Origin of the sequence: Streptococcus plurextorum DSM 22810 (genome assembly GCF_000423745.1) — a bacterium.
In the GTDB taxonomy this organism is placed as follows: domain Bacteria; phylum Bacillota; class Bacilli; order Lactobacillales; family Streptococcaceae; genus Streptococcus; species Streptococcus plurextorum.
Map to the genome: position 1 here is coordinate 1 of NZ_AUIO01000002.1, position 20,335 is coordinate 20,335.

The 20,335-nt window shown below is 38.0% G+C and carries 12 protein-coding genes and 1 pseudogene; 4 read left to right on the top strand and 9 right to left on the bottom strand.

Annotated elements, in window-relative coordinates; translation table 11 throughout:
• Positions 1-8,523 (bottom strand): MiiA motif-containing surface protein (locus tag G575_RS10955; RefSeq protein WP_037622504.1); only part of this gene is annotated, 8,523 nt, incomplete at its 3' end.
• 782 nt (positions 8,524-9,305) lie between these two features.
• Between G575_RS10955 and G575_RS0101965 the strand changes: the two genes are divergently transcribed.
• Positions 9,306-9,896: a type IV toxin-antitoxin system AbiEi family antitoxin domain-containing protein gene (locus G575_RS0101965; protein WP_027971244.1), complete on the top strand. Its 591-nt coding sequence runs from the start codon at positions 9,306-9,308 to the stop codon at positions 9,894-9,896.
• Entirely contained in the window at positions 9,893-10,738 is an 846-nt protein-coding gene (locus G575_RS0101970; protein ID WP_027971245.1) for a nucleotidyl transferase AbiEii/AbiGii toxin family protein, read from the top strand. Before G575_RS0101965 ends, G575_RS0101970 begins: the two co-directional genes overlap by 4 nt.
• Positions 10,739-11,014: 276 nt before the next feature.
• On the opposite strand, the gene G575_RS0101975 is transcribed toward G575_RS0101970, so the two are convergent.
• From G575_RS0101975 to G575_RS0102000, 6 genes are all read right to left on the bottom strand, one after another.
• Complete coding sequence (locus tag G575_RS0101975; RefSeq protein ID WP_024381007.1) at positions 11,015-12,214, bottom strand: tyrosine-type recombinase/integrase; 1,200 nt, start codon at positions 12,212-12,214, stop codon at positions 11,015-11,017.
• A gap of 22 nt (positions 12,215-12,236) precedes the next feature.
• The gene (locus tag G575_RS0101980; protein WP_001258319.1) at positions 12,237-12,464 is read right to left on the bottom strand and encodes a DUF3173 domain-containing protein; all 228 of its coding nucleotides are present in this window, start codon (positions 12,462-12,464) and stop codon (positions 12,237-12,239) included.
• 278 nt (positions 12,465-12,742) lie between these two features.
• Positions 12,743-12,967: a helix-turn-helix domain-containing protein gene (locus G575_RS0101985; protein WP_024381006.1), complete on the bottom strand. Its 225-nt coding sequence runs from the start codon at positions 12,965-12,967 to the stop codon at positions 12,743-12,745.
• Between the two features lie 180 nt (positions 12,968-13,147).
• The gene (locus tag G575_RS0101990; RefSeq protein ID WP_027971246.1) at positions 13,148-15,013 is read right to left on the bottom strand and encodes an SAG1250 family conjugative relaxase; all 1,866 of its coding nucleotides are present in this window, start codon (positions 15,011-15,013) and stop codon (positions 13,148-13,150) included.
• Positions 15,000-15,365, bottom strand: coding sequence for a MobC family plasmid mobilization relaxosome protein (locus G575_RS0101995; RefSeq protein ID WP_024381004.1), 366 nt, complete (start codon positions 15,363-15,365; stop codon positions 15,000-15,002). Before G575_RS0101995 ends, G575_RS0101990 begins: the two co-directional genes overlap by 14 nt.
• A gap of 6 nt (positions 15,366-15,371) precedes the next feature.
• Positions 15,372-15,734 carry an SAG1252 family conjugative relaxosome accessory protein gene (locus tag G575_RS0102000; RefSeq protein ID WP_024381003.1) on the bottom strand — a complete coding sequence of 121 codons (363 nt, stop codon included), beginning with the start codon at positions 15,732-15,734 and terminating at the stop codon, positions 15,372-15,374.
• Positions 15,735-16,454: 720 nt separating this feature from the next.
• On the opposite strand from G575_RS0102000, the pseudogene G575_RS11795 reads away from it, so the two are divergent.
• Positions 16,455-16,892 (top strand): annotated as a pseudogene (locus G575_RS11795) (IS3 family transposase); the annotation flags it as partial.
• A gap of 274 nt (positions 16,893-17,166) precedes the next feature.
• Here G575_RS11795 and G575_RS0102015 read toward each other — a convergent pair.
• Together G575_RS0102015 and G575_RS0102020 are read right to left on the bottom strand one after the other, a co-directional pair.
• A complete protein-coding gene (locus G575_RS0102015) occupies positions 17,167-19,296 on the bottom strand; it encodes a heavy metal translocating P-type ATPase (protein ID WP_027971247.1) in 2,130 nt (709 codons plus the stop codon).
• Positions 19,289-19,657 carry an ArsR/SmtB family transcription factor gene (locus tag G575_RS0102020; RefSeq protein WP_027971248.1) on the bottom strand — a complete coding sequence of 123 codons (369 nt, stop codon included), beginning with the start codon at positions 19,655-19,657 and terminating at the stop codon, positions 19,289-19,291. The genes G575_RS0102015 and G575_RS0102020 overlap by 8 nt, the downstream gene beginning before the upstream one ends.
• Before the next feature lie 203 nt (positions 19,658-19,860).
• On the opposite strand from G575_RS0102020, the gene G575_RS0102025 reads away from it, so the two are divergent.
• Positions 19,861-20,160 carry a DUF5960 family protein gene (locus G575_RS0102025; RefSeq protein WP_027971249.1) on the top strand — a complete coding sequence of 100 codons (300 nt, stop codon included), beginning with the start codon at positions 19,861-19,863 and terminating at the stop codon, positions 20,158-20,160.
• Positions 20,161-20,335 lie beyond the last annotated feature (175 nt).

A 20,335-nucleotide genomic window follows, 5' to 3' on the forward strand; every position in this document is an offset into this window, starting at 1 on the left:
AGCTGGTTTAGTTTCACCTGTTGTTGGATCAATTGTCTTAACAGGGTTCGTTGGATCGGTTGGGTCAATAACAACGGTTGGATCTGTTGGATTAACCGGAGGAATCACAATAGGACCTTTCGGATCTGTTGGATCTACAACTACGATAACGACTGGAACTTCATCAACTGAACCATCTGGGTATTTCACCAAGACTGTTACTGACTTGATACCTACAGTTGTTGTATCAACTGGTGATGCAAACTCGAAGGTAGTTCCTGCTGGAAGATCTGCCGCATTTACGATAGATGCTTTAGGATCTACTGTTGCACCTTTCTCAACTGATTGAACAGAAGCTTCTGGTGTAAAGAGATCTTTCTTAGGAATTACTGTGATGATATCTGCTGCAGGGATCTTATCTGTTGAACCATCTGGGTAAGTAAGTGTTACGTTACCTGCTGGGTCTACTGTGATGATTGTTCCTGTTGGAAGATCTGGGTTCGCTTCACGGACTGCATCTTCAACTTGTTGTTTCTCAGCTGGAGTCAAGTTTGTTGGATCTACAACTGGGACTTTAGTTGCTGGTGCTGTTGGTGTTACTGTGTCAGAGATTGGTGTTGGTTTAACAACACTTACTGGTACAGTCACAACATCGCTTGAACCGTCTGCATATGTTACCACTACTGTTGCTGTGAACTCACCTACTGTATCTGTTGATGGTTTAACAGTTACAACTGCTGTGCCACCTGCTGGTACAGTTACTTGATCAAGGATTGCTTGATCTGTAAGTTCTTGACCTTGAGTTACAGTTACGCCACCGTTTACAGTTGGTTCGTTTTGTTCTGCAGCTGATGTGCCATCGCCTTCAACAACGATAGATACAGTTACTTCATCTGTTGAACCATCTGCGTAAGTTACCACGACTACACCTGACTTAGTACCTGGTGTGCTTGTGTCAACTGGACGTTTCCATGTGTAAGTTGCATCTGCTGGAAGGTCAGCCACGTTCGCGATTGAATCTTTCGCTACTGGTGTTGCACCTACTGCTACAGTTTGCTCTTTAGCTACTGGAGTGTAAGCATCTGCTGTTGTTGCTGGAGCTGTAACAACTACTGGTACGTTCACTTCATCAACTGAACCATCTGGGTACTTAACAACAACAACTGCTGTGAACTCACCTGGTTTGTCAGTAGATGGAACTGTCTTAACAGTTACTTCTGTATTTGCTGGAAGGTCTGTTGTATCAACTTGTGCAATGATGTCTGCTTCATTAAGTGGTTTACCTGCTTCAACGGTTACCGCACCTTTAACTGTTGGTGTGTATACTTCTGATTGAGCTGGTGTTGGGTTAGTGCTGTCTTTAACAACTACTGATGTTACCACTTCATCAACTGAACCATCTGCATATTTAACCAAGACTGTTACTGACTTAGTACCTACAGTTGTTGTATCAACTGGTGATGCAAACTCGAATGTAGTATCCGCTGGAAGGTCTGCCGCATTTGCGATAGAAGCTTTAGGATCTACTGTTGCACCTTTCTCAACTGATTGAACATTACCTGTCGGAGCGTAGATATCCGCTTTAGATTTAGCTACAACTGTCTCTGACGCTGGGATGACATCAGTTGTCTTATCTGGGTAAGTGATTGTCACGTTACCTTTATCGTCTGCAGTAATTGTTGTACCTGCTGGAAGATCTGGGTTCGCTGCGCGTACTGCATCTTCTACAGCTTGTTTTTCAGCTGGTGTCAGAGCATCTGGGTTAGTAACTGGAACTTTTTCAGCTGGTCCTACTGGTGTCAATGCTTCAGCTTGTGTTGGGTTAACTGTTGATGTCACAGGAGCACTTGGTTTTTGACCTGGCGCTTCTTGAGAAACAACAACATCATCACCTGCAACAAGGTCTGACATTACAGGAACAGTCCATGTACCATCTGGCAATACTTTAGTAGTAATTGATGAACCATCTGGGAATTTAACTGTGATAGTAGCACCAGGAGTACCTTTACCTGAGATAGTTGTATCATCAGAGTCGATTGGGTTAACTTCTGGATCAGTTGTTGCTGGACGCTCAGAAACAACTTCAGTTCCTGGAAGAACATCTTTTGTTCCGTCTGCATAAGTTACAGTTACAGTACCGTCTGGGGCAACTGTGATGACTGCATCTGTTGGAAGGTTAGGGTTCGCATCTTTAATAGCTGCGATAACCGCTGCTTTCTCAGCTTCAGTAAGTGCTGTTGCATCTGCAACTGGTACTTTAGTTGTCGGAGCTACTACATCTGTAGATGCTGCATCTGACAATTCTACTGTACGATCTGCAGGGATAACAGTAGTTGTTCCATCTGGGAATGTTACTGTGACATTACCTTTATCATCTACAGCGATGTTTCCAGGTGCAATGTTAGGGTTCGCTGCTGATACTGCTGCTTTAACCGCTGCCTGCTCTTCTGGAGTAAGAGCGTTAAGATCTCCTACAGGTGTAAGCGTTGCTGGATCTTTAACAGCATTTGCCGGGTTAGCTGAGTCTGCCAACTTAACAGTTTGTGATGCTGGGATAGTATCAACTGTCTTATCTGCATAAGTAATTGTGACATTACCTTTATCATCTACAGCTACCATACCATCAGTAAGCGTTGGGTTTGCTTTGATTACCGCTGCTTTAACGGCATCTTTCTCATCTTGAGTAAGAGCGTCAAGGTTTTGAACTGGTGTTACTGCAGGTGCTTTAACATCTGTTGCTGCTGCATCAGATTGTTTAACAACCTGAGTACCTGGAAGGACATCAGTTGTCTTATCTGCATAAGTTACTGTTACAGTACCGTCTGGGCCAACTGAGATAACTGCATCTGTTGGAAGGTTAGGGTTAGCTGCTTTAATTGCTGCTTCTACCGCTGCTTTCTCTTCTGGAGTCAATGCAGATGTGTTTGCTACAGGCACAAGTGGGCTTGGAGCTGCTACATCTGTAGAGGCTGCATCTGACAATTCTACTGTCTTATTCGCAGGGATTGTAGCAGTTGACTTATCTGCATAAGTTACTGTTACTTCACCTGTTGGTGATACAGCGATTTGAGATGGTGAAAGGGTTGGGTTAGCTTGCAATACCGCTGCTGCAACTGCCAATTTCTCTTCAGGTGTAAGTGCTGAAGTGTTAGCAACTGGTGTAAGTGCTGGATCTTTAAGCGCATTAGCTGGGTTAGCTGAGTCAGCCAACTTAACAGTTTGAGTTGGTGTCAACTTGTTAGTTGTTCCATCTGGGTAAGATACTGTTACGTTACCTTGTGCATCTACAGTGATTTGAGAATCTTGCAATGTTGGGTTAGCTGCTTTAACGGCTGCTTTAACCGCATTTTGCTCATCTGGAGTCAATGCAGATGTGTTTGCTACTGGTGTAAGAGCTGGCGCTGTCAATGGGTTAGCAACTGCGTCAGATTGTTTAACAACTTGAGCACCCGGAAGGACGTCAGTTGTCTTATCAGCATAAGTTACTGTTACAGTACCATCTGGGCCAACTGAAATCACTGCATCTGCTGGAAGTTTAGGGTTGGCTGCTTTAATCGCTGCTTCTACCGCTGCCTTCTCTTCTGGAGTCAACGCAGATGTGTTTGCTACAGGCACAAGTGGGCTTGGAGCTACTACATTTGTAGATGCTGCATCTGACAATTCTACCGTACGATCTGCAGGGATAACAGTTGTTGTACCGTCAGCGTGTGTGACTGTTACTTCACCAGTAGGTGATACTGCAATCTTAGATGGCGCGATGTCAGGGTTAGCTGCTGATACTGCTGCTTTAACTGCTGCTTGCTCTTCTGGAGTCAATGCTGCAAGGTTAGCAACTGGTGTAAGCGCTGGATCTTTAACAGCGTTAGCTGGGTTAGCTGAGTCTGCCAATTTAACAGTCTTATCAGGTGTCAACGTGTTAGTTGTACTATCTGAGTAAGTTACTGTCACATTACCTTTATCATCTACAGCTACCATGCCATCAGTAAGCGTTGGGTTTGCTTTGATAACAGCTGCTTTAACCGCATTTTGCTCATCTGGAGTCAATGCAGATGTGTTTTGTACTGGCGTTTTTTCTGGTGCTGTTAATGGGTTTTTAGATGCTTCAGATTGAACAACTGTCTCAGCAGGTGTAAAGGTATCTTTAGAACCATCAGTATATGTAACGGTTACATTACCTTTATCATCTACAGCTACCATACCATCAGTAAGGGTTGGGTTAGCTTTGATTACCGCTGCTTTAACTGCTGCTTGCTCAGTTGGAGTCAATGCAGAAGTGTTTGCTACTGGTGTTTTTTCTGGTGCTGTCAGATTAGTTGCTGTTGCTTGGTTAGCGACAACTGTTTCTGGCTCAGAAGCACTGATCAATTTATCAGTTTCTTTTTGAGTGACTTGTACTGTCTGACCAACTGCAAGTGGTGTGATTGGAGTTACTTCCCAGTTACCATCATTCTTAACAGTTGTTGTCATTTGCTGACCAGAAGGTAGGGTCACAACGATTTGAGCACCTGCAACACCTGTACCTGATACTTTAGTATCGTCATTGTCGATAGCATTTACCACAGGGGTTTCAGAAGTTGCACGTTGTTGTACAGTCTGTGTTCCAGGGATTGTTTGTGTGAAGCCATCAACATAAGTGATTGTTGTTGTACCATTAGCTGCAACTGTTAGGTTAGTACCTGCTGGGAAGGTGTTTTTAGCTAGAATTGCTGCCTTAACGTCTTCTTTCTCAATTGCGCTAACATTTGCAATATTATCTACAATTGTTAGGTCTGGGTTAACCAATGTGATGATTGGTGTCAAACCAACTGGTACCAAGGTTGTATTGTCTGCATCAACCATCGCAGCTGTAAAGGTTTGAGTGGTTGTCGTTGCATCTGTACCTTTAGCACCTGTTGTGAAGCGATAGCCAGTTGGAGCAATGAACTTAGCAGTGTATGTTTGACCTGATGTCAGACCTTTGATAACGACACCACCTGTAGCAGTCGTTTCTACCAAACCAGTTGTATCGATAACTGTACCGCTTGCGTCTGTAAGGACAAATGTAGGAGCTGCTGCTGTAAAGAGTGAATCACTTGCTCCTTGAACACCATTAGCGTCTGTATCGTTAAAGAAGGTCGCACCAATCTTACCTAGAGTTACAGAGATATTGATTTCACGAGCCTTATCTACAGATGAACTTGTGGCATATCTAGCAGAATAGTATGGATTCCAAGTAATTGTCTTACCATCTTCTGCACGTGTTACTGAGTCAAGACCAAGGTTAAGTATGATTGGGAAGTCAGAGCTTGCAGGTACTTGCTGACCTGTCTTAGTCTTGATACGGATCAAGTTAGTTGTCGAACTTTGAGTTGAGGTAAAGTTTTCAGTAGCAAGACTAACTGTCGTATGTGTTCTGCCATCAAGTGTCGTTGGGTTTACTGAGGCGTATGTAATATCAAAAGCATCTGTGAATGCTGTATCAACACCAATACCCTTCAAGACAAATCCGAAATCAAAAGCTTCTGTTTGGAAGTTAGTTCCCCAGTTTTCGCCCTTCTTAGGAATTGGCAAGAAGAGATCAAGTTCACCTACAGAGGTCTCCAATTTGTTACCAATATTAAGTTTCAAATCAAGATCTTGGGTGATATCCAAAATCTTGAAGTCGGCATTGGCATTTTGATAAGCTGGGTCTGTAGATAATTTCGCCTCGGTCGTTAAGTCAAGCTTATCTGCTTTTGAAAGAGTCAACGTCCTCGTATCTGCAATATTAGTAAATATAGTAGTGTCGTCTGCTACTAAATTGAATGGATCAGAACCACGTTTAGTAAAGGTCCCAGTCTTGGCGTGAACATCCGATGTAGTTACAAAGAATCTTTCACTATATGGAACAGTAACTTCTTGATCTGTAGCATTTTCAATATTAATTGCTACATCAATTCGTTGATCACCAAAGTGACTATCATAGCTACCTACCCAACCAACATAACGGTTCTCGCCAGCAACCTTCGAAAGATCATACTCATAAATAACATTGCTACCATCAACAGTATTTCCAATAGCTACCACTTCTGACGTAATATTATTGGTTACAGTTTGACCATCTACAGTCTTCACTGTAGTGAATGTCACAGATTTAACAGTTGCTCCTTTTGGAAGTACCAAATAGGCTTTTTCAACACCTTCTTTTGTACGCATCAAATGGCTACTTGTACCGTTGTCTGAACGAATGCTGTAATTGATGGTTCCTTCTTTAGCGTATCCGATCGTTTGACTTGCTGAACCAATCGTTGTACGTAAATGGTTTGTTCCATCTTCTTCACGAAGATTAATCTTTAACTCACCACTTCCAGATGTATAGTTTTTTGTCGAGTCATTCGGATCGTAATCTTTATCACGTAGAGTGAGCACAGCAGAGGTTTGATGGGTTGTCGTAGGCGCCAAATACTTACCAAAGACTTGCGTCAAACCTGTTCTTGCAAGTTCATATGATTGATTTGCAGCAAAAACACCCACTGGAACTATCAACTCTGTCAGAACATCATCTTCACTCAATCCAAGATCTTTTAGCGAAGCATACTGTAATGGTGGGACATTGTATGTGTATGATTGTGGAAGAGTCACTTCTCTAAGGGTAGGACTATTTTTACTCGCTACTTTTACTGTGCTTAGAGTATACCCATTATTGAAGACTGGTAATTGAATACCTTTAACTTCAAATGATGGATTCTCTGGAAAGCTATAGTGTATTTCCTTTTCACGTGAATCTGTATTATTAAAGTTAGTTACTGCTGGAACTCCATATGGAAGTGAACCTAGAGAGGTATATAAGTTTTCACTATCTGCTGGAGTAGTATCAATGCTTGAAATTGGATAATTTACAACACCTGGCCTTGCGTAGAAAAGACCCAAGTTGTCTTGATTACTCAATTCAAAAACCTGAATTCCATAGGTTATAGAAGTATTATTAGCCAAAACATTAGTACTATCAATTGTATCGTAGTTCCTTAGGCGTGACTGGTAGTTTTCCAAACGGACATTCACACGATCAACTGTAGGGAGGGTTGCACGATCAACTTTTACATTGAAATTGAGTCTATGTAAATCTGTATAGGTTGGATATGACGTTTTTACTGTAAGTCTTGTTACGCCCGAAGCATCAGTTTGTGCTGGACTTATAATGTCCCACTCATTTACTGACTCCGGAGCAAAGGATTCAAATGAAACTCCTTTAGGTAATACAATATCTACAGTCTCTTCCTCAATTAGTGGAAGGTGTCCACTACTTGGCATAGCTGTTACACCCGCAACTTGAGCTATGTAATTATTTTGGTTAGTAGCTGCAGCATTCTCAGCTGGGACTATAGTTACAGCACTTGTCAAACCTACAGTTGACCTAGCAATCGTGGAGAATAAAATTTCAGATAAATTGAACTCATCTTCTATATTTAAACCATTCTCTGTTGCTGAAAGCTTAACTGTGATAGGAGTTGATGTCTCAATACCATTTGTAGTACCGTTAATTTCTCCATCTGTAGCCACACCTTTAAAACCGACCATAAGCGAAGAAGAAATTGATAACGGAAGAACAAAGGATGTCTGACCATCTTTAATCGTGTAAGTCACTTTAGGGTTATATGAAGGATTATAATTAGACCCTGATGTAGCACCACCAACAGTTCTCGTCCCCGCTTGATATGGTTGACCGTTGTCAGCAACTATTCCTGTTGTAGTATTTGTCGGCGCAGTAATTGCTGTCGTAGCACCCTTAACGACATCATCATTTTGACCGTAGTTAGAGAAGTATAGAAAATTACCAAGTGTTACTGTTGCAGTTTTATTAGTCGCATTTTCTGGTAATGTAATACGAACTTTAACAGGCATATTTGAACCTGTTAACCCATCATAATAACCAGTGATTGGATTATTATTTGCATCAAGAAATTCAACGGTTAAATCTGAACGCAAACCTGCTGCTGCACGGACTGTTGACTCTTGAATCTCTGCTGCTGGTGTTGCTACTGGTACTTCAGTTGCTTCTTGTGGTGCCACTGAAAGTGTCTCGTCAGCAAGACCTGCTACTGCTGCTTCGAGCTCAGCTTTAGCAAGGTTTACAGCCTCTTGGTTAGCTGCTGTGTCAGCAATCACTGCCTCAGCTTTAGCGATAGCAGTTTTAAGGGCTTCTACTGAAGCAGCTGTCTTACCTGCTGTGTCAGTCGCTTTTGCTGCATCAAGGGCAGTTTGCAAAGCTGACTTGTCAACAGTAACTGCTGCTGGTGTTTCAACCGCAGGTGTTACAGCTGGTGTTTCCGCAGCTGGTGTTTCTGCACCTGCTACTGCTGGCGCTGCAATTTCAGCCGGTGCCGACTCTTCAGTCGGTGCTGGCGTCTCAGCATTCACGATAGTCGGTGCTGTTTGCTCTTCGGTATTGGCACTTGCTGTCACACCATTTCCCAAAATCAATGCCGTTCCTAGAAGGACCGAGGCAGCACCAAAGTGGTACTTACGGATTGAGAAACGTTGACTTAGACCATACCAGTCAAACTTTTTCTTCTGTGATCTTTTCATGAAAGACTCCTTTTTTCTTTATTTTGACGAGCATTTAGCCGCCTAAACCCTCGCCTAACATGATGCCCCGAAGGACATCGGCCTTTCACAATCCTCCCTTGGACATAGTTGCCCATTGAAAAATTGTTCATAGTTATTTTAGCAAATTTTCCTATTATAGCCAACTATTTTGCACCAAAAATTAAAATTTTTTTACAAATTTTAACTCCTGTCACCTTTTGACTCGAAAAGTTTCAGAAAGCGCTTAAGATGTTAGCGCTTTTTAGTAGACGAAACGGCTACTATATTTGGGCGTTTTCACCTAAAAACTCCCTCATCTTCATCCTTATGACATGACAGAAGTAAGCGCTTATCTGATCTCCTATTAGACCTCCTTCTTCGTAGAGACTTGATGTCTCCTTTTCCCCTAATTAACATGAGCTTTTTTAACCTTGTTAGCCTTATAGGTTTTGTGACCTTACCTTGTTTTTGAACATCAATTTCAGCATTTGAAATGGAGGGCTCTCTTTCGGAAGCAGAGCTTACATTTCCCAATCTTCAACCACAGACACATCTTTTCTTCCTGTTCAACTTTCAAGTTTTATCGTCCCCTATACAGTAAGTTTTTTCTACTCTTGCGAACGGCGTATTTACCGCCTTTTTTTAGCAATAAACTGTCACCCTTTCCTCATCATAAAAAAGAAGGGTTGATTTTGTTATCACAATCAGCGATAGAAAAAATGTTGCTTATATACTACAAATATTGTAAAATCGTAGTATAAAAGCAACAAAAAGGAGTCAGTATGTCAAAAAAAGAGATTCTACTCGATTTTATAGAAAACAACAATGGCATTATCACCTATAAAGACTGTAAAGCACTAGGTATTCCAACAATATATTTGACAAGACTAGAAAAAGAAGGAATTCTATACCGAGTCGAGAAAGGAATTTTCCTAACCCAAAACGGAGACTACGACGAATACTACTTTTTTCAGTACCGTTACCCTAAGGCTATTTTCTCTTATATTTCGGCACTGTATCTGCAACAGTTTACCGATGAAATTCCACAATATTTTGATGTAACCATTCCTAGAGGCTACCGTTTTAATACGCCTCCAGCTAATCTGAATAGTCACTTTGTCTCCAAAGAACACAGTGAGCTAGGAATGACTACTGTACCTACTCCTATGGGAAACAAAGTGAGGGTATATGATTTTGAACGCATTATTTGTGATTTTATCATACATCGAGAAAAAATCGATTCTGAACTCTTTGTCAAAACACTTCAATCTTACGGGGACTATCCTAAAAAAAATCTTGCAAAACTCTATGAATACGCTACAAAAATGAATGCTTTAGAAAAAGTTAAACAAACGCTGGAGGTTCTCATATGAACAAAGCTAAATTAACAGCTCTCTGTCATAAAGTATCAAAGAATACTGGATTAACCTTTAATTCCGTCATGATCTATTACTTTTTAGAAGTGATTTTGAAAAAATTAAGTCAGAGTACCCATTCAAGTCACTATATCTTCAAAGGAGGCTTCCTACTGTCAAATGTCATCGGAGTTGAATCTCGTAGCACGGTTGATATTGACTTTTTGTTCCATCAAATGACACTCTCAGAAGATACTGTGAGGCAGCAACTTGAAGAAATTTTAGCAGATTCAGTAGAAGGTATTTCTTTTGTGATTCAATCAATCACAGCTATTAAAGAAAGTGATGACTATGGCGGCTATCGAGCAACCATTTTGTGTCAACTTGAGAATATTAAACAAGTTATCCATTTGGATATTGCGACAGGCGATGTTGTAACTCCTCAGCCGATTACATATGACTACAAAGCTATTTTTAATGAAGATACCTTTCCAATCATTGCATATACCATTGAAACCATCTTAGCTGAGAAACTTCAAACCATCTATTCACGTAACTTCTTGAACAGCAGAAGCAAAGATTTTTACGATGTTTATATTCTATCAAAACTGAAGAAAGAAGACATTGATTTCATTCAGTTAAAAAATGCTTGTCAGAGAACATTTTCATATCGCGAAACAGAACTCAATTTTGAAAAGATTATTGAACTACTCGAGAGGTTCAAATCTGACCCTATTCAGAATCAACAATGGCAAAATTATTCGAAAAAATATAGCTATACAAAGGGGATTTCAGTTGCCAATGTGCTTGATGAGATGATACACCTCATATCGAGACTAAACTCCACAACCTCTGATTAAAACCTGGTACGTTCATACATATCTCCTACCTCATTCTTAAAATCAAAAAGCAACCAGAATACTCTGATTGCTCGACAATCTAAACTATTTTAAAACCCCACCACGTTTAATCGTGGTGGGGTTTGTGATAGGGAGGCTCAGCTCCCCTTTTTATCACTTTAAGCGACTTGAAACCTTTGAACTACCAGGCTTCTGTCATCACATTGTGATACTCTCTTATTTAAGAGTAACAATTGCACAACATGTTAAATGTGCAATATCAAGGGGTTTGAGTTCTTAATTTGAAGTTTGGCAGGAATTTTGGCATAAAATTGAATCCAATCCTGCACTTTTGATATTTTGTGTGATTTCTTCAGAAACTGTTTTATCTAAAGCATTAAACCAGTGACTGTAAGTATTCAAAGTTGTTGATTTATCGGCATGTCCCATACGTCTGGCTACATATAAAATATCTTTTTTCAAGACATTGATTAGATAGGATGCATGGCTATGTCTGAGACCTTTTCCTGTAATTACTGGAACTCCTACCTGTTGAGCTTTCCGTTTGATGATGCGACAAATGGTTGATTTGCAAAAAGGATCTCCAAATCTTGAAATGATAAAATCTGTATCTTGATTTGCAAACTGATTTTTTCGCCAAACTTGAAGTACTTCAATAGTAATATCATCCAATTCAATAAGTCGTTCACCTGCTGGAGTCTTTGTTTGGTCTTTACGATACCAATTACCATTTTCATCTTTCTCTAAGGTTGTATGTACCTTTAGAAATTTTTTATCAAAATCAATATCCTCCCAACATAAAGATAAACCTTCGCTCACTCGTACACCTGTCATATAATATAACCAGATGGCAGTAAATCGTTGCAATTCTTCATAATCATGTAAGTCAAATGATTTGATAAATGTCTGAAACTCCGCATAGGTCCAAAATAGAGTTTCTGGATGTTTACCTCTAGGATTATCTAATGCTTTACAAGGCATATTTGAAATATAGCCAAGTCTTTCTGCATAACCCATACAAGCTTTAAACCTTGACCATAAATTTTTCGCATAGTTTTCAGAATAATTCTCTATGATATGCAATCTAAAAGCTTCGCAATCTCTAGGAGTTATTGCTTTTAATGGCTTTAAACCAAAATATTGAATAAAAAGTTTATGATGAGGAAGAGCCGTCTTATATGTCACAGACTGAACTTTTTGCTTATATGCTCTTAAATAAATTTTGTTCATATAGTTTTCAAAAGTCATATTGTAATTTTCTAAACTGACTTTGTTGGCAAATTCATATTTTATACGAACTAATTCGTCATATGCTTCTTTCATTGTTTCAAAGGTTTTACCATATTGATTTTTTCTAGCTTTCTTTTGTACCCTTTTGCCAGTTACTGGGTCGATTCCAAGATCAATCTGATAAAATATCTTTCCCTTATTATCACAATAAACACCTTTGTATTTTTTACTACTTTTTGTTGCCATTTGGATTCTCACTTTCTAAATGTTATTTAGATAGTGGAATCCCTATTAATTGTTCCACAATTTCTGCTGGTGCGATACCTAGTCTTCGATTGTCAAAGGGCGATTTACTTAATTGTACCGCATTATGGTCAACTTTGCGAGCTTCTTCAAACTTTTTTACAGCAATTTTTTTAGCTTCACGAATAATGTCTCTAGAGGTATGTTCAGGAAATCCTAAGTTCATTAAATCTTTATATGTAGCAGTTCTCATACACTTTCCTCCTTCAAATCACTAAGTTATTTTACACGCTAGATGGGATTTGAATGGTTAGTTCAATCATGGGAATTTCACCCGCTGTCCTTTTTCGATGGCAGCCTGAACGGTCAGAAGTATCATTATCATTATTTGTGTCATGGCAGATAGGTCACCATCCTATTTTTGAATAAATGATTTTCGCTCATTTCCTGGCGCATTACATTCTATTGCTCAACAAATAAATAAAGTCCCACCTAGAATTATTCAATTGTCAATGAACAAATCAGGAGGGACTATTTTAAATTATTCTTTATTCGGTGGGGAAAGTCAGTTTGCCCCAACAAATAATCTGTACTAACGTTATATAGATTTGAAAGTTTTATTATTACATCTGCCGATAAAATACGTTCTCCTCTCTCAATTTTTGCATAAGCAGAGTGGGTAAACGAAAGCTTTTCGGCAACGTATTTTTGAGTGAAATCATTGTCTTCTCTCAAATCCCTTAAACGTCGGTACATCAATCTTTCTCCTAAGGAAAAGTATAGAGGATAACTAGGAGAAATTTGATATATTGTCCTAATTGGACAATAGAAATAAAACTCCCAAACCGTTTATTTCTTTACAAATTAGACGGTTTGAGAGTAGCTTCATTATACATTATACCAAAATAAACAAGAATATGTTGGAAATTTGAATATTTATTCAATATGAATGGAAAAATCGTCTGTCTTGTATTTATCCATATTTAAAACTCTTACATATTCATCCAACTTTCTAACCGCATTTTCGTATTCTTCGATTTTATTGTCTAGCTGATTCTGTATCATTTCAATCTCAGATTCAATCTGTCCAATTGTTACATTCTGCGATAAATTCATCTTGGAACATTCATACTTAGCTAATTGCTTGGTATCTTGATTATCACTTTGTAGGTTAACAACTACTTCTGCCATCTTGTTTAAGGTGGCGTTTTTTTCTTGAAGATTTGTCAATTCAATATCTAGCTGTGCGATGTCTCCAACCAATTCATCTTTTAATTCTAGAAAGGATTTATTTTGAATGTTTAATGTCATCAATAAATTGATTTCTTCAATTTTTTGTTGAAGTCTAGACAGACTTATTCGTCTCTTATAAGGTAAAGACCTATTGTCAAATGTCAGTTGGCGAATCAAGTCTCTTCCCTTCATAAAACGATTCTTTTCTGAGTCCTCTTTATGATAAACGAAATAAGAAGATGTTTCTCGAATAAACACCTGATACTGTTTCTTATTTTCTTGTTCTAAGATATTTAGTTGATGATTTGGAATGAAGATTAGTCCTTCTTGTCCAATTCCCAGCCAAACTTTAATAAATAGACCATCTGAAACCGCCTTTTCAACTTGCTCCTCAGCAATCTCAACTTCAAACTCATGCACTGCATCTCTCTTAGTCTTGTACGTTTCATAAGCTTCGGTTATTTCTTCTTCGATCAATATGTCTGAATGCTGTTGTGACTCAAACATTTCAAATTCCGTTTTTACGTCACTATTATGAAGCACTTCAACCACATCATGTTCCTTGAAGTAGCTCTCAAAATACGTAGTGTCATAAAGATTTTTCTGACTTAATGACTTATTTGGTATAGAAATGCAGCTTTGTCCATCAGAAAGAACAAAATCTATCGTTTTTATTTTGCTCTTCAATTCTAATCCCAGTAACCCAGCTTTCTCAACTAAATCATCAAATGAATTGGATCTTGGCAACAAAAATTCTAAAATCCGTTCAATCTTTTTCTTGGCAAAATAATGTTGAAAATATTCTTTTGAATAGGGTTCTCTCTTATTCAACTTATCTCCTCGGATGACTTGCTTCATATCTCTATCTGTCATGAAAAATCGACTATGTTTCTTTGAGAAATCCATTTTGACATTTAGTTGCTCAGCTTTTTGCATAAAATCATTGAAGTCAATAGAATGTTCCATGAGAAAAAATAACCGCTGCTTCAATTCGTATTTGTGATTAGTACGGCGATAGACCTCGTAATCTCTATGAGAATAACGTTTAGGTGGAATGATTTTGGCACCAGCTACTTTAGAAATTCTATCTGAAATCATTTTTAAATTTCTTTCAAGAGCGTAGTCCCACTTCAACTTTTTTTGAGATTGGCAGTCGATTGAGTTGATAATAATGTGATTATGACAATGATCCTGATCAACATGAGTGGCAACAATGAATTTATATTGACCACCTATAAACTCTTTTATCGTTTCATAGCCAATGCGATTGATTTCCTCTGGACTTAATTTATCCTCAGGTGAGAAAGACTGAATGACGTGATGAGCATGTATTTTCTGTTGCTTTTTCTCTTGTCTATCAAACCGTGAATCGTAGAGTTGATCATTTGAAAGGAAATTATTTTGATACATCTTTACCAGTTCCATATAGTCAGGAAAATCAAGATAATTACTCATCCCAAAATCTGAAATCAACGATAAATTCCTGGTCTTCTTAGGATCAAGGATATACTTGATTAATTGACGTCGATATTTTTTCCCATGAACTGCATAATGCTTAGTGATGACCATAAAATTCTCTCAATCTTTGACACTTGATGTCAAAATCTTGTTGCAACTGTTTTTCTAACTCAGCTATACCGAGCTGCAATTCTTTTACTTGTTGAAGACTTAATAGGTGGCTTTGATTTACTGCACGTGCAATCTGGTTTATATTATTTCCAATCCTACGAATTTCAAAAATCAGGTCTTGAAATCCTCTTGTATCTATTGTGATAAAATTCATACCAGGATCGAGTAAGGTTTTTCTGGCATAATAAGAAAAGTTTGGACACTGACTCTGAGCAAGTTTTTTGTTGAGAATAATTAATTCTTGATCACTCAAATATACCTTTTTCAAATTGGTCCGATAACGATTTTCCATAATAATTTACCTTATGTACTTTTCTTTGAATGAATGGCTTAATGGAATACTTATCTCAATTTCCCTCATCAAGTCTTTGACACAAGTCAAAATGATTTCAAGATGTTCCATAGTGACGGATTGAGACGACTTTGCCAGAACAAGTATTTCATGTACATCTCGGTAAATCTGTTCTACTTTTTGGTGTTGTAAATATTTTATCCATTCTTCAATCAGCTGGGATGATTGGTGATTTATTTCCAATAATTTACCTCTAGCAAAAGGGGAGAATTGCTCATATCCCCCTTGTGCCATCATTTTTTGTATCTGTTGATACTCTTCTATTGAGAAATTGACTTCCTTGCGTATCTCTCTGACTAGGTTTCCCATGCTACATCCTCCAGATTCTTTATTATCGGTATATCCCCGCCCTCGTATTAGACACGGCACTGCCTAATATCCTCCATTTAGGTCTTTGCGAGCTCAGATATTGTGTCCACAATATCCCAAAAATCATATCGCCAGCTGACCAAAACCTTCCAGTTTTGACAGCCAACGATAAGATAACTTGGTGGCTCCGCCCCCAAACCCCCAGTGAAAAATCAAGGACTGATTTTCTTAGGAATGGTATTAGGATAACAGGGATGATTTGGAAAAGGTATCACAAAATTGATATAATACTTTTATATGAATATTTTCAAAGAGATGCATTATATCCAAATCATCTAAACAAATTGAAGAAGATGCTGTCGATTATTTAAAAATGGCGTTAAAAAAATCAAAACATATTAACAGAGAAATTTCTGAGGGAGATAAATAACCAATCTGGGATGGTCACATATACTTTTACAAAAATATAGAAAGACGAAATATTGATTTTTTGGAGCGAATTCCTGTTCAGTTTAAAGGTTGTGATGATTATTATAACGAAAATGTTGGATACCCTCTAAGCAGGATTAATTTGGAGCATTATCTTACTGAAGGTGGTGTACTCTACTTTGTAGTGTACTTGAAAGACGTTAGTCCTACTGTCACTTATGCTTCACTAACACCAAAAGTCATTAAGAACGTATTGCTAGCTAGTGACAAGAAAAAGAAAAGAATTAAGAAAAAAGAAGATATCTTTCTCCTGTTCTGGATGGCTATAATAGCGAAATTATTGATTTTACCTTATCCCGCTCTCCAAACCTCATACAAGTCAAGACCATGCTTGAGAAGGTCTTCCCTGAGGAAACTTACCCAAATACTATTCTCAATAGTGACCAAGGTTGGCAATACCAACATGAAGTCTATCACCGCTTTCTTGCAAGTAAAGGCATACGTCCTTCCATGTCTCGCAAAAGGACCAGCACGGATAATGGTATGATGGAATCCTTCTTTGGTGTCTTGAAGAAAGAGATGTTTTATGGCTTTGAGAAGACTTTCAAGTCTCTGGATCAACTGGAGCAAGCTATCACCGAGTATATTTTTTACTACAACAATAAACGCATTAAAGAAAAACTAAGAGGACTTAGTCCTGTTCAGTATAGAACTAAATCCTTTCAATAATATTTTTTGTCTAACTTTTTGGGGTCAGTACAATGACTCATAAATATTTTTTTGCAAGTTCAAATACTCCATGAGATTAATAACTTTATTATTTTCGCCAACTTTACTAATCGTATAAACATTCTCCAAATTTCTCAACATCAATTGAGAAATTTGGCTTTTTCCGTTGCTCAGTTAAAGCGTCCTTTAGTTGTATATTTCCTGTTAATATCCCTTTTGAAGCATAACATTGTTTTCAATGATCGCATCCGATTGTTGACACCCATTTTAGAACCTATTCTTTGATTTTCAATAAGCGTAAACTGTTTAATGTTACAAGTAAAGTTGCTCCCATATCAGCAAATATCGCTATCCAAAGTGTTAACCAACCGGGCATGACCAAAAGTAATGCCACTAATTTAATCGCCAAAGAGAAGGTAATGTTTTGCTTGATGATTGCTAAAGCCTTACGGCTTAATTTTATTGTATATGGCAATTTACTCAAATCATCAGACATTAAGGCGATGTCAGCCGTTTCTAAAGCTGTATCAGTTCCAGCACCACCCATTGCTACACCAACGGTAGATGCCGCAAGGGCTGGAGCATCATTCACGCCATCTCCGACCATCCCCACACTTTGATGTTTTTCTCGAAGTTCTTTAATAAAATTAAGCTTATCTTCTGGAAGTAAGTCAGCTTTAATATCCGAAACACCAACTTGTTTTCCGATGGCTGTTGCCGTTCTTTGGTTATCGCCTGTTAGCATCACTGTTTCGATTCCCATATTGTTCAACTTGCCGATAACTTCTTTAGACGATTCCCTCATTTCATCGGCTACGGCAATAAACGAAAGAATTTCTTTTTCTGTTCCTAACACCATCACCGTTTTACCTTGAGTTTGCATATCGGCAATTTTTTCTTTTTTATCGCTTGAAATGCTTCCGTGTAATTCCTCAAAAAGATTTTGACTTCCCACATAATACATTTCATTATTTATTTTGGCTTTAACGCCTTTACCTGTAATGGATTGAAAATCCTCTACTGTTACTTCATTGAATTTTAATCCATTTTCTTCTGCTTTTCGCATAATCGCTGAAGCAAGAGGGTGCTGCGATCCTTTTTCAATGGCTGATGTTATGGTTATTAATTCATTTTCATTTCTACCATATGTCACAATGTCTGTTACAGCTGGAATCCCTTTGGTTAATGTTCCTGTTTTATCAAATGCTATCGCTTTTAAGTGTCCTGCTGCTTCTAAATGGATACCACCTTTAATTAATACACCATTTTTCGCTGCATTTCCTATTGCTGTAACCACAGCAACTGGAGTTGAGACTACTAAGGCACAAGGACAACCAACCACTAATACAGCTAATCCTTGATAAATCCATTGGCTCCAGTCTCCGCCAAATAATGGTGGAACTACTGCAATTAAAAGAGCTAGTATGACAATAGCTGGTGTATAGTATTTTGCAAATTTATCGACAAACGCTTGAGAGGGGGCCCGTTCTGCTTGGGCTTCTTCTACCAAGTGAATGATTTTTGAAAGAGTAGTATCTTCAACTCGTTTTGTTACTTTAACCTCAAGTAACCCTTCTTCATTCAAGGTTCCTGCAAATACTTCATCATTTGTGATTTTCGTTACTGGAACACTTTCACCTGTAATCGCAGCCTGATTTAATGTCGATGTACCTTTAACCACTATTCCATCCATTGCTAACTTTTGACCGGGCTTAACTATCATGATGTCTCCAACTTGAATCTCATCAACATGAATCATCATTTCTTCATTGCCTCGTCGAATTAACGCTTCTTTTGGGGCAATATCCATTAAAGATTCAATAGATTGACGTGCTTTATCCATTGAATAACGCTCTAATGCTTCACTAATCGCAAATAGGATAACAACGGTTGCCCCTTCACCCCATTCACCAATAATTGCAGCTCCTATAATGGCAATAGTCATAAGCGTATTCATATCGAAATTTAATCTTCTTAAATTTTTGAGACCTTTAATAAATAACGAATATCCACCGATTAAAATGGACGCTGCATAACCAATTGTCGGTAGAACATGCTCTTCACCATACTGCTCTCCTAAGAACCAGCTAACTACAAGTAAAAGAGCTGATATATATACCTTAATGTTTTCTTTCTGCTTCCAAAAAGGTTCTCCTCCTACCCTTTGTTCTTTTTCATCTCGAATTTTTAAATTTTCAAATGCTCCTGCTTTTTCTAATTCTTCAATGGTTGTCGTCCCTTTAACATAAACTTTAGATGCTCCGAAATTTACTTTCGCATCCTGAACACCGGGAAGTTCTTTAACATTATTTTCAAAAATGGCTGCACAGTTAGTACAAGTAAATCCTTGAACACGATAGGCTTTCATTTCTTCTTCAGACTGTTTTGCTTTCCCTCTAGACATTGATCTTCACCTCTTTCTTATGTGCCAATGCAATCATCATAATTTGTCTGATATGCTCATCATCTAAGGAATAAAATGCAAGTTTTCCCTCTTTTCGAAACTTAACAATCCCTTGCTTATGGAGCGTTCGCAGGTGATGAGAGGTATTTGCAACCGTAACACCTATAATATTTGCAATATCACACACACACAGTTCGTCATCTTGGCACAATGCATAGGTAATTTTTGCTCTATTTTTATCTGCAATAGCTTTTAACATTTGGGCAACACTAGAAATATCTACTGTCTGTAAATTACCTTGTATTCGATTGACCTTTTCTTCGTCATAACAATAAATTTCACAAGTATCTTTTTTAATCATATTCTCACCTCAATATCATTCAAGTATTTGTTTGAATATAGTATAACCCTTTTCATTAATTAATTCAAGTGTTTTTTTGAATGAATAAAAAAATTCATAAAAAAAAGACTTGGAGTACCCAATTCTAATAACAAAATAACCAATCTGCATAAGACTTTAAGTACATAACATTATTAGTATTGAACTTGTTGAGGAGGTGCTTTATGAATCAGCTTGAGTTTCAGCGTAATCACCTGCAAATGGACTATTATAGCGAGAGCTACCAAGATTTTGAACGTTACTTCTACCGCTACTCTAACATGAATATTCCATTGACCTTTCTGACTGATGATATCCTCAAAACAATGGCAACTTCTCGTAAGAATTACTTTGTCCTAAATAAGGAAAAGGCTAGAGATAATCGCGATCACTTCTTCATATTTGAAGTAAGAACCTTAGAAGAGAATCCACTAATCTATCATTATACATATAAGAAAACTACAACATATTTAGCAGAAAAATAGGAACTGTTCATTTGACTGTTCCTGTTTTTTATATTTTTGTTATTTATTGTTCAATTGAAAATTCCTTTTCAGCTTCTAAATTAATGCCATACTTCTTACCAAAATATATTGGGTAATTATCTGTAATCTTTTCCACTATTGCGCCACTATTTATTTTAAGCTTTTCTATAAAAAC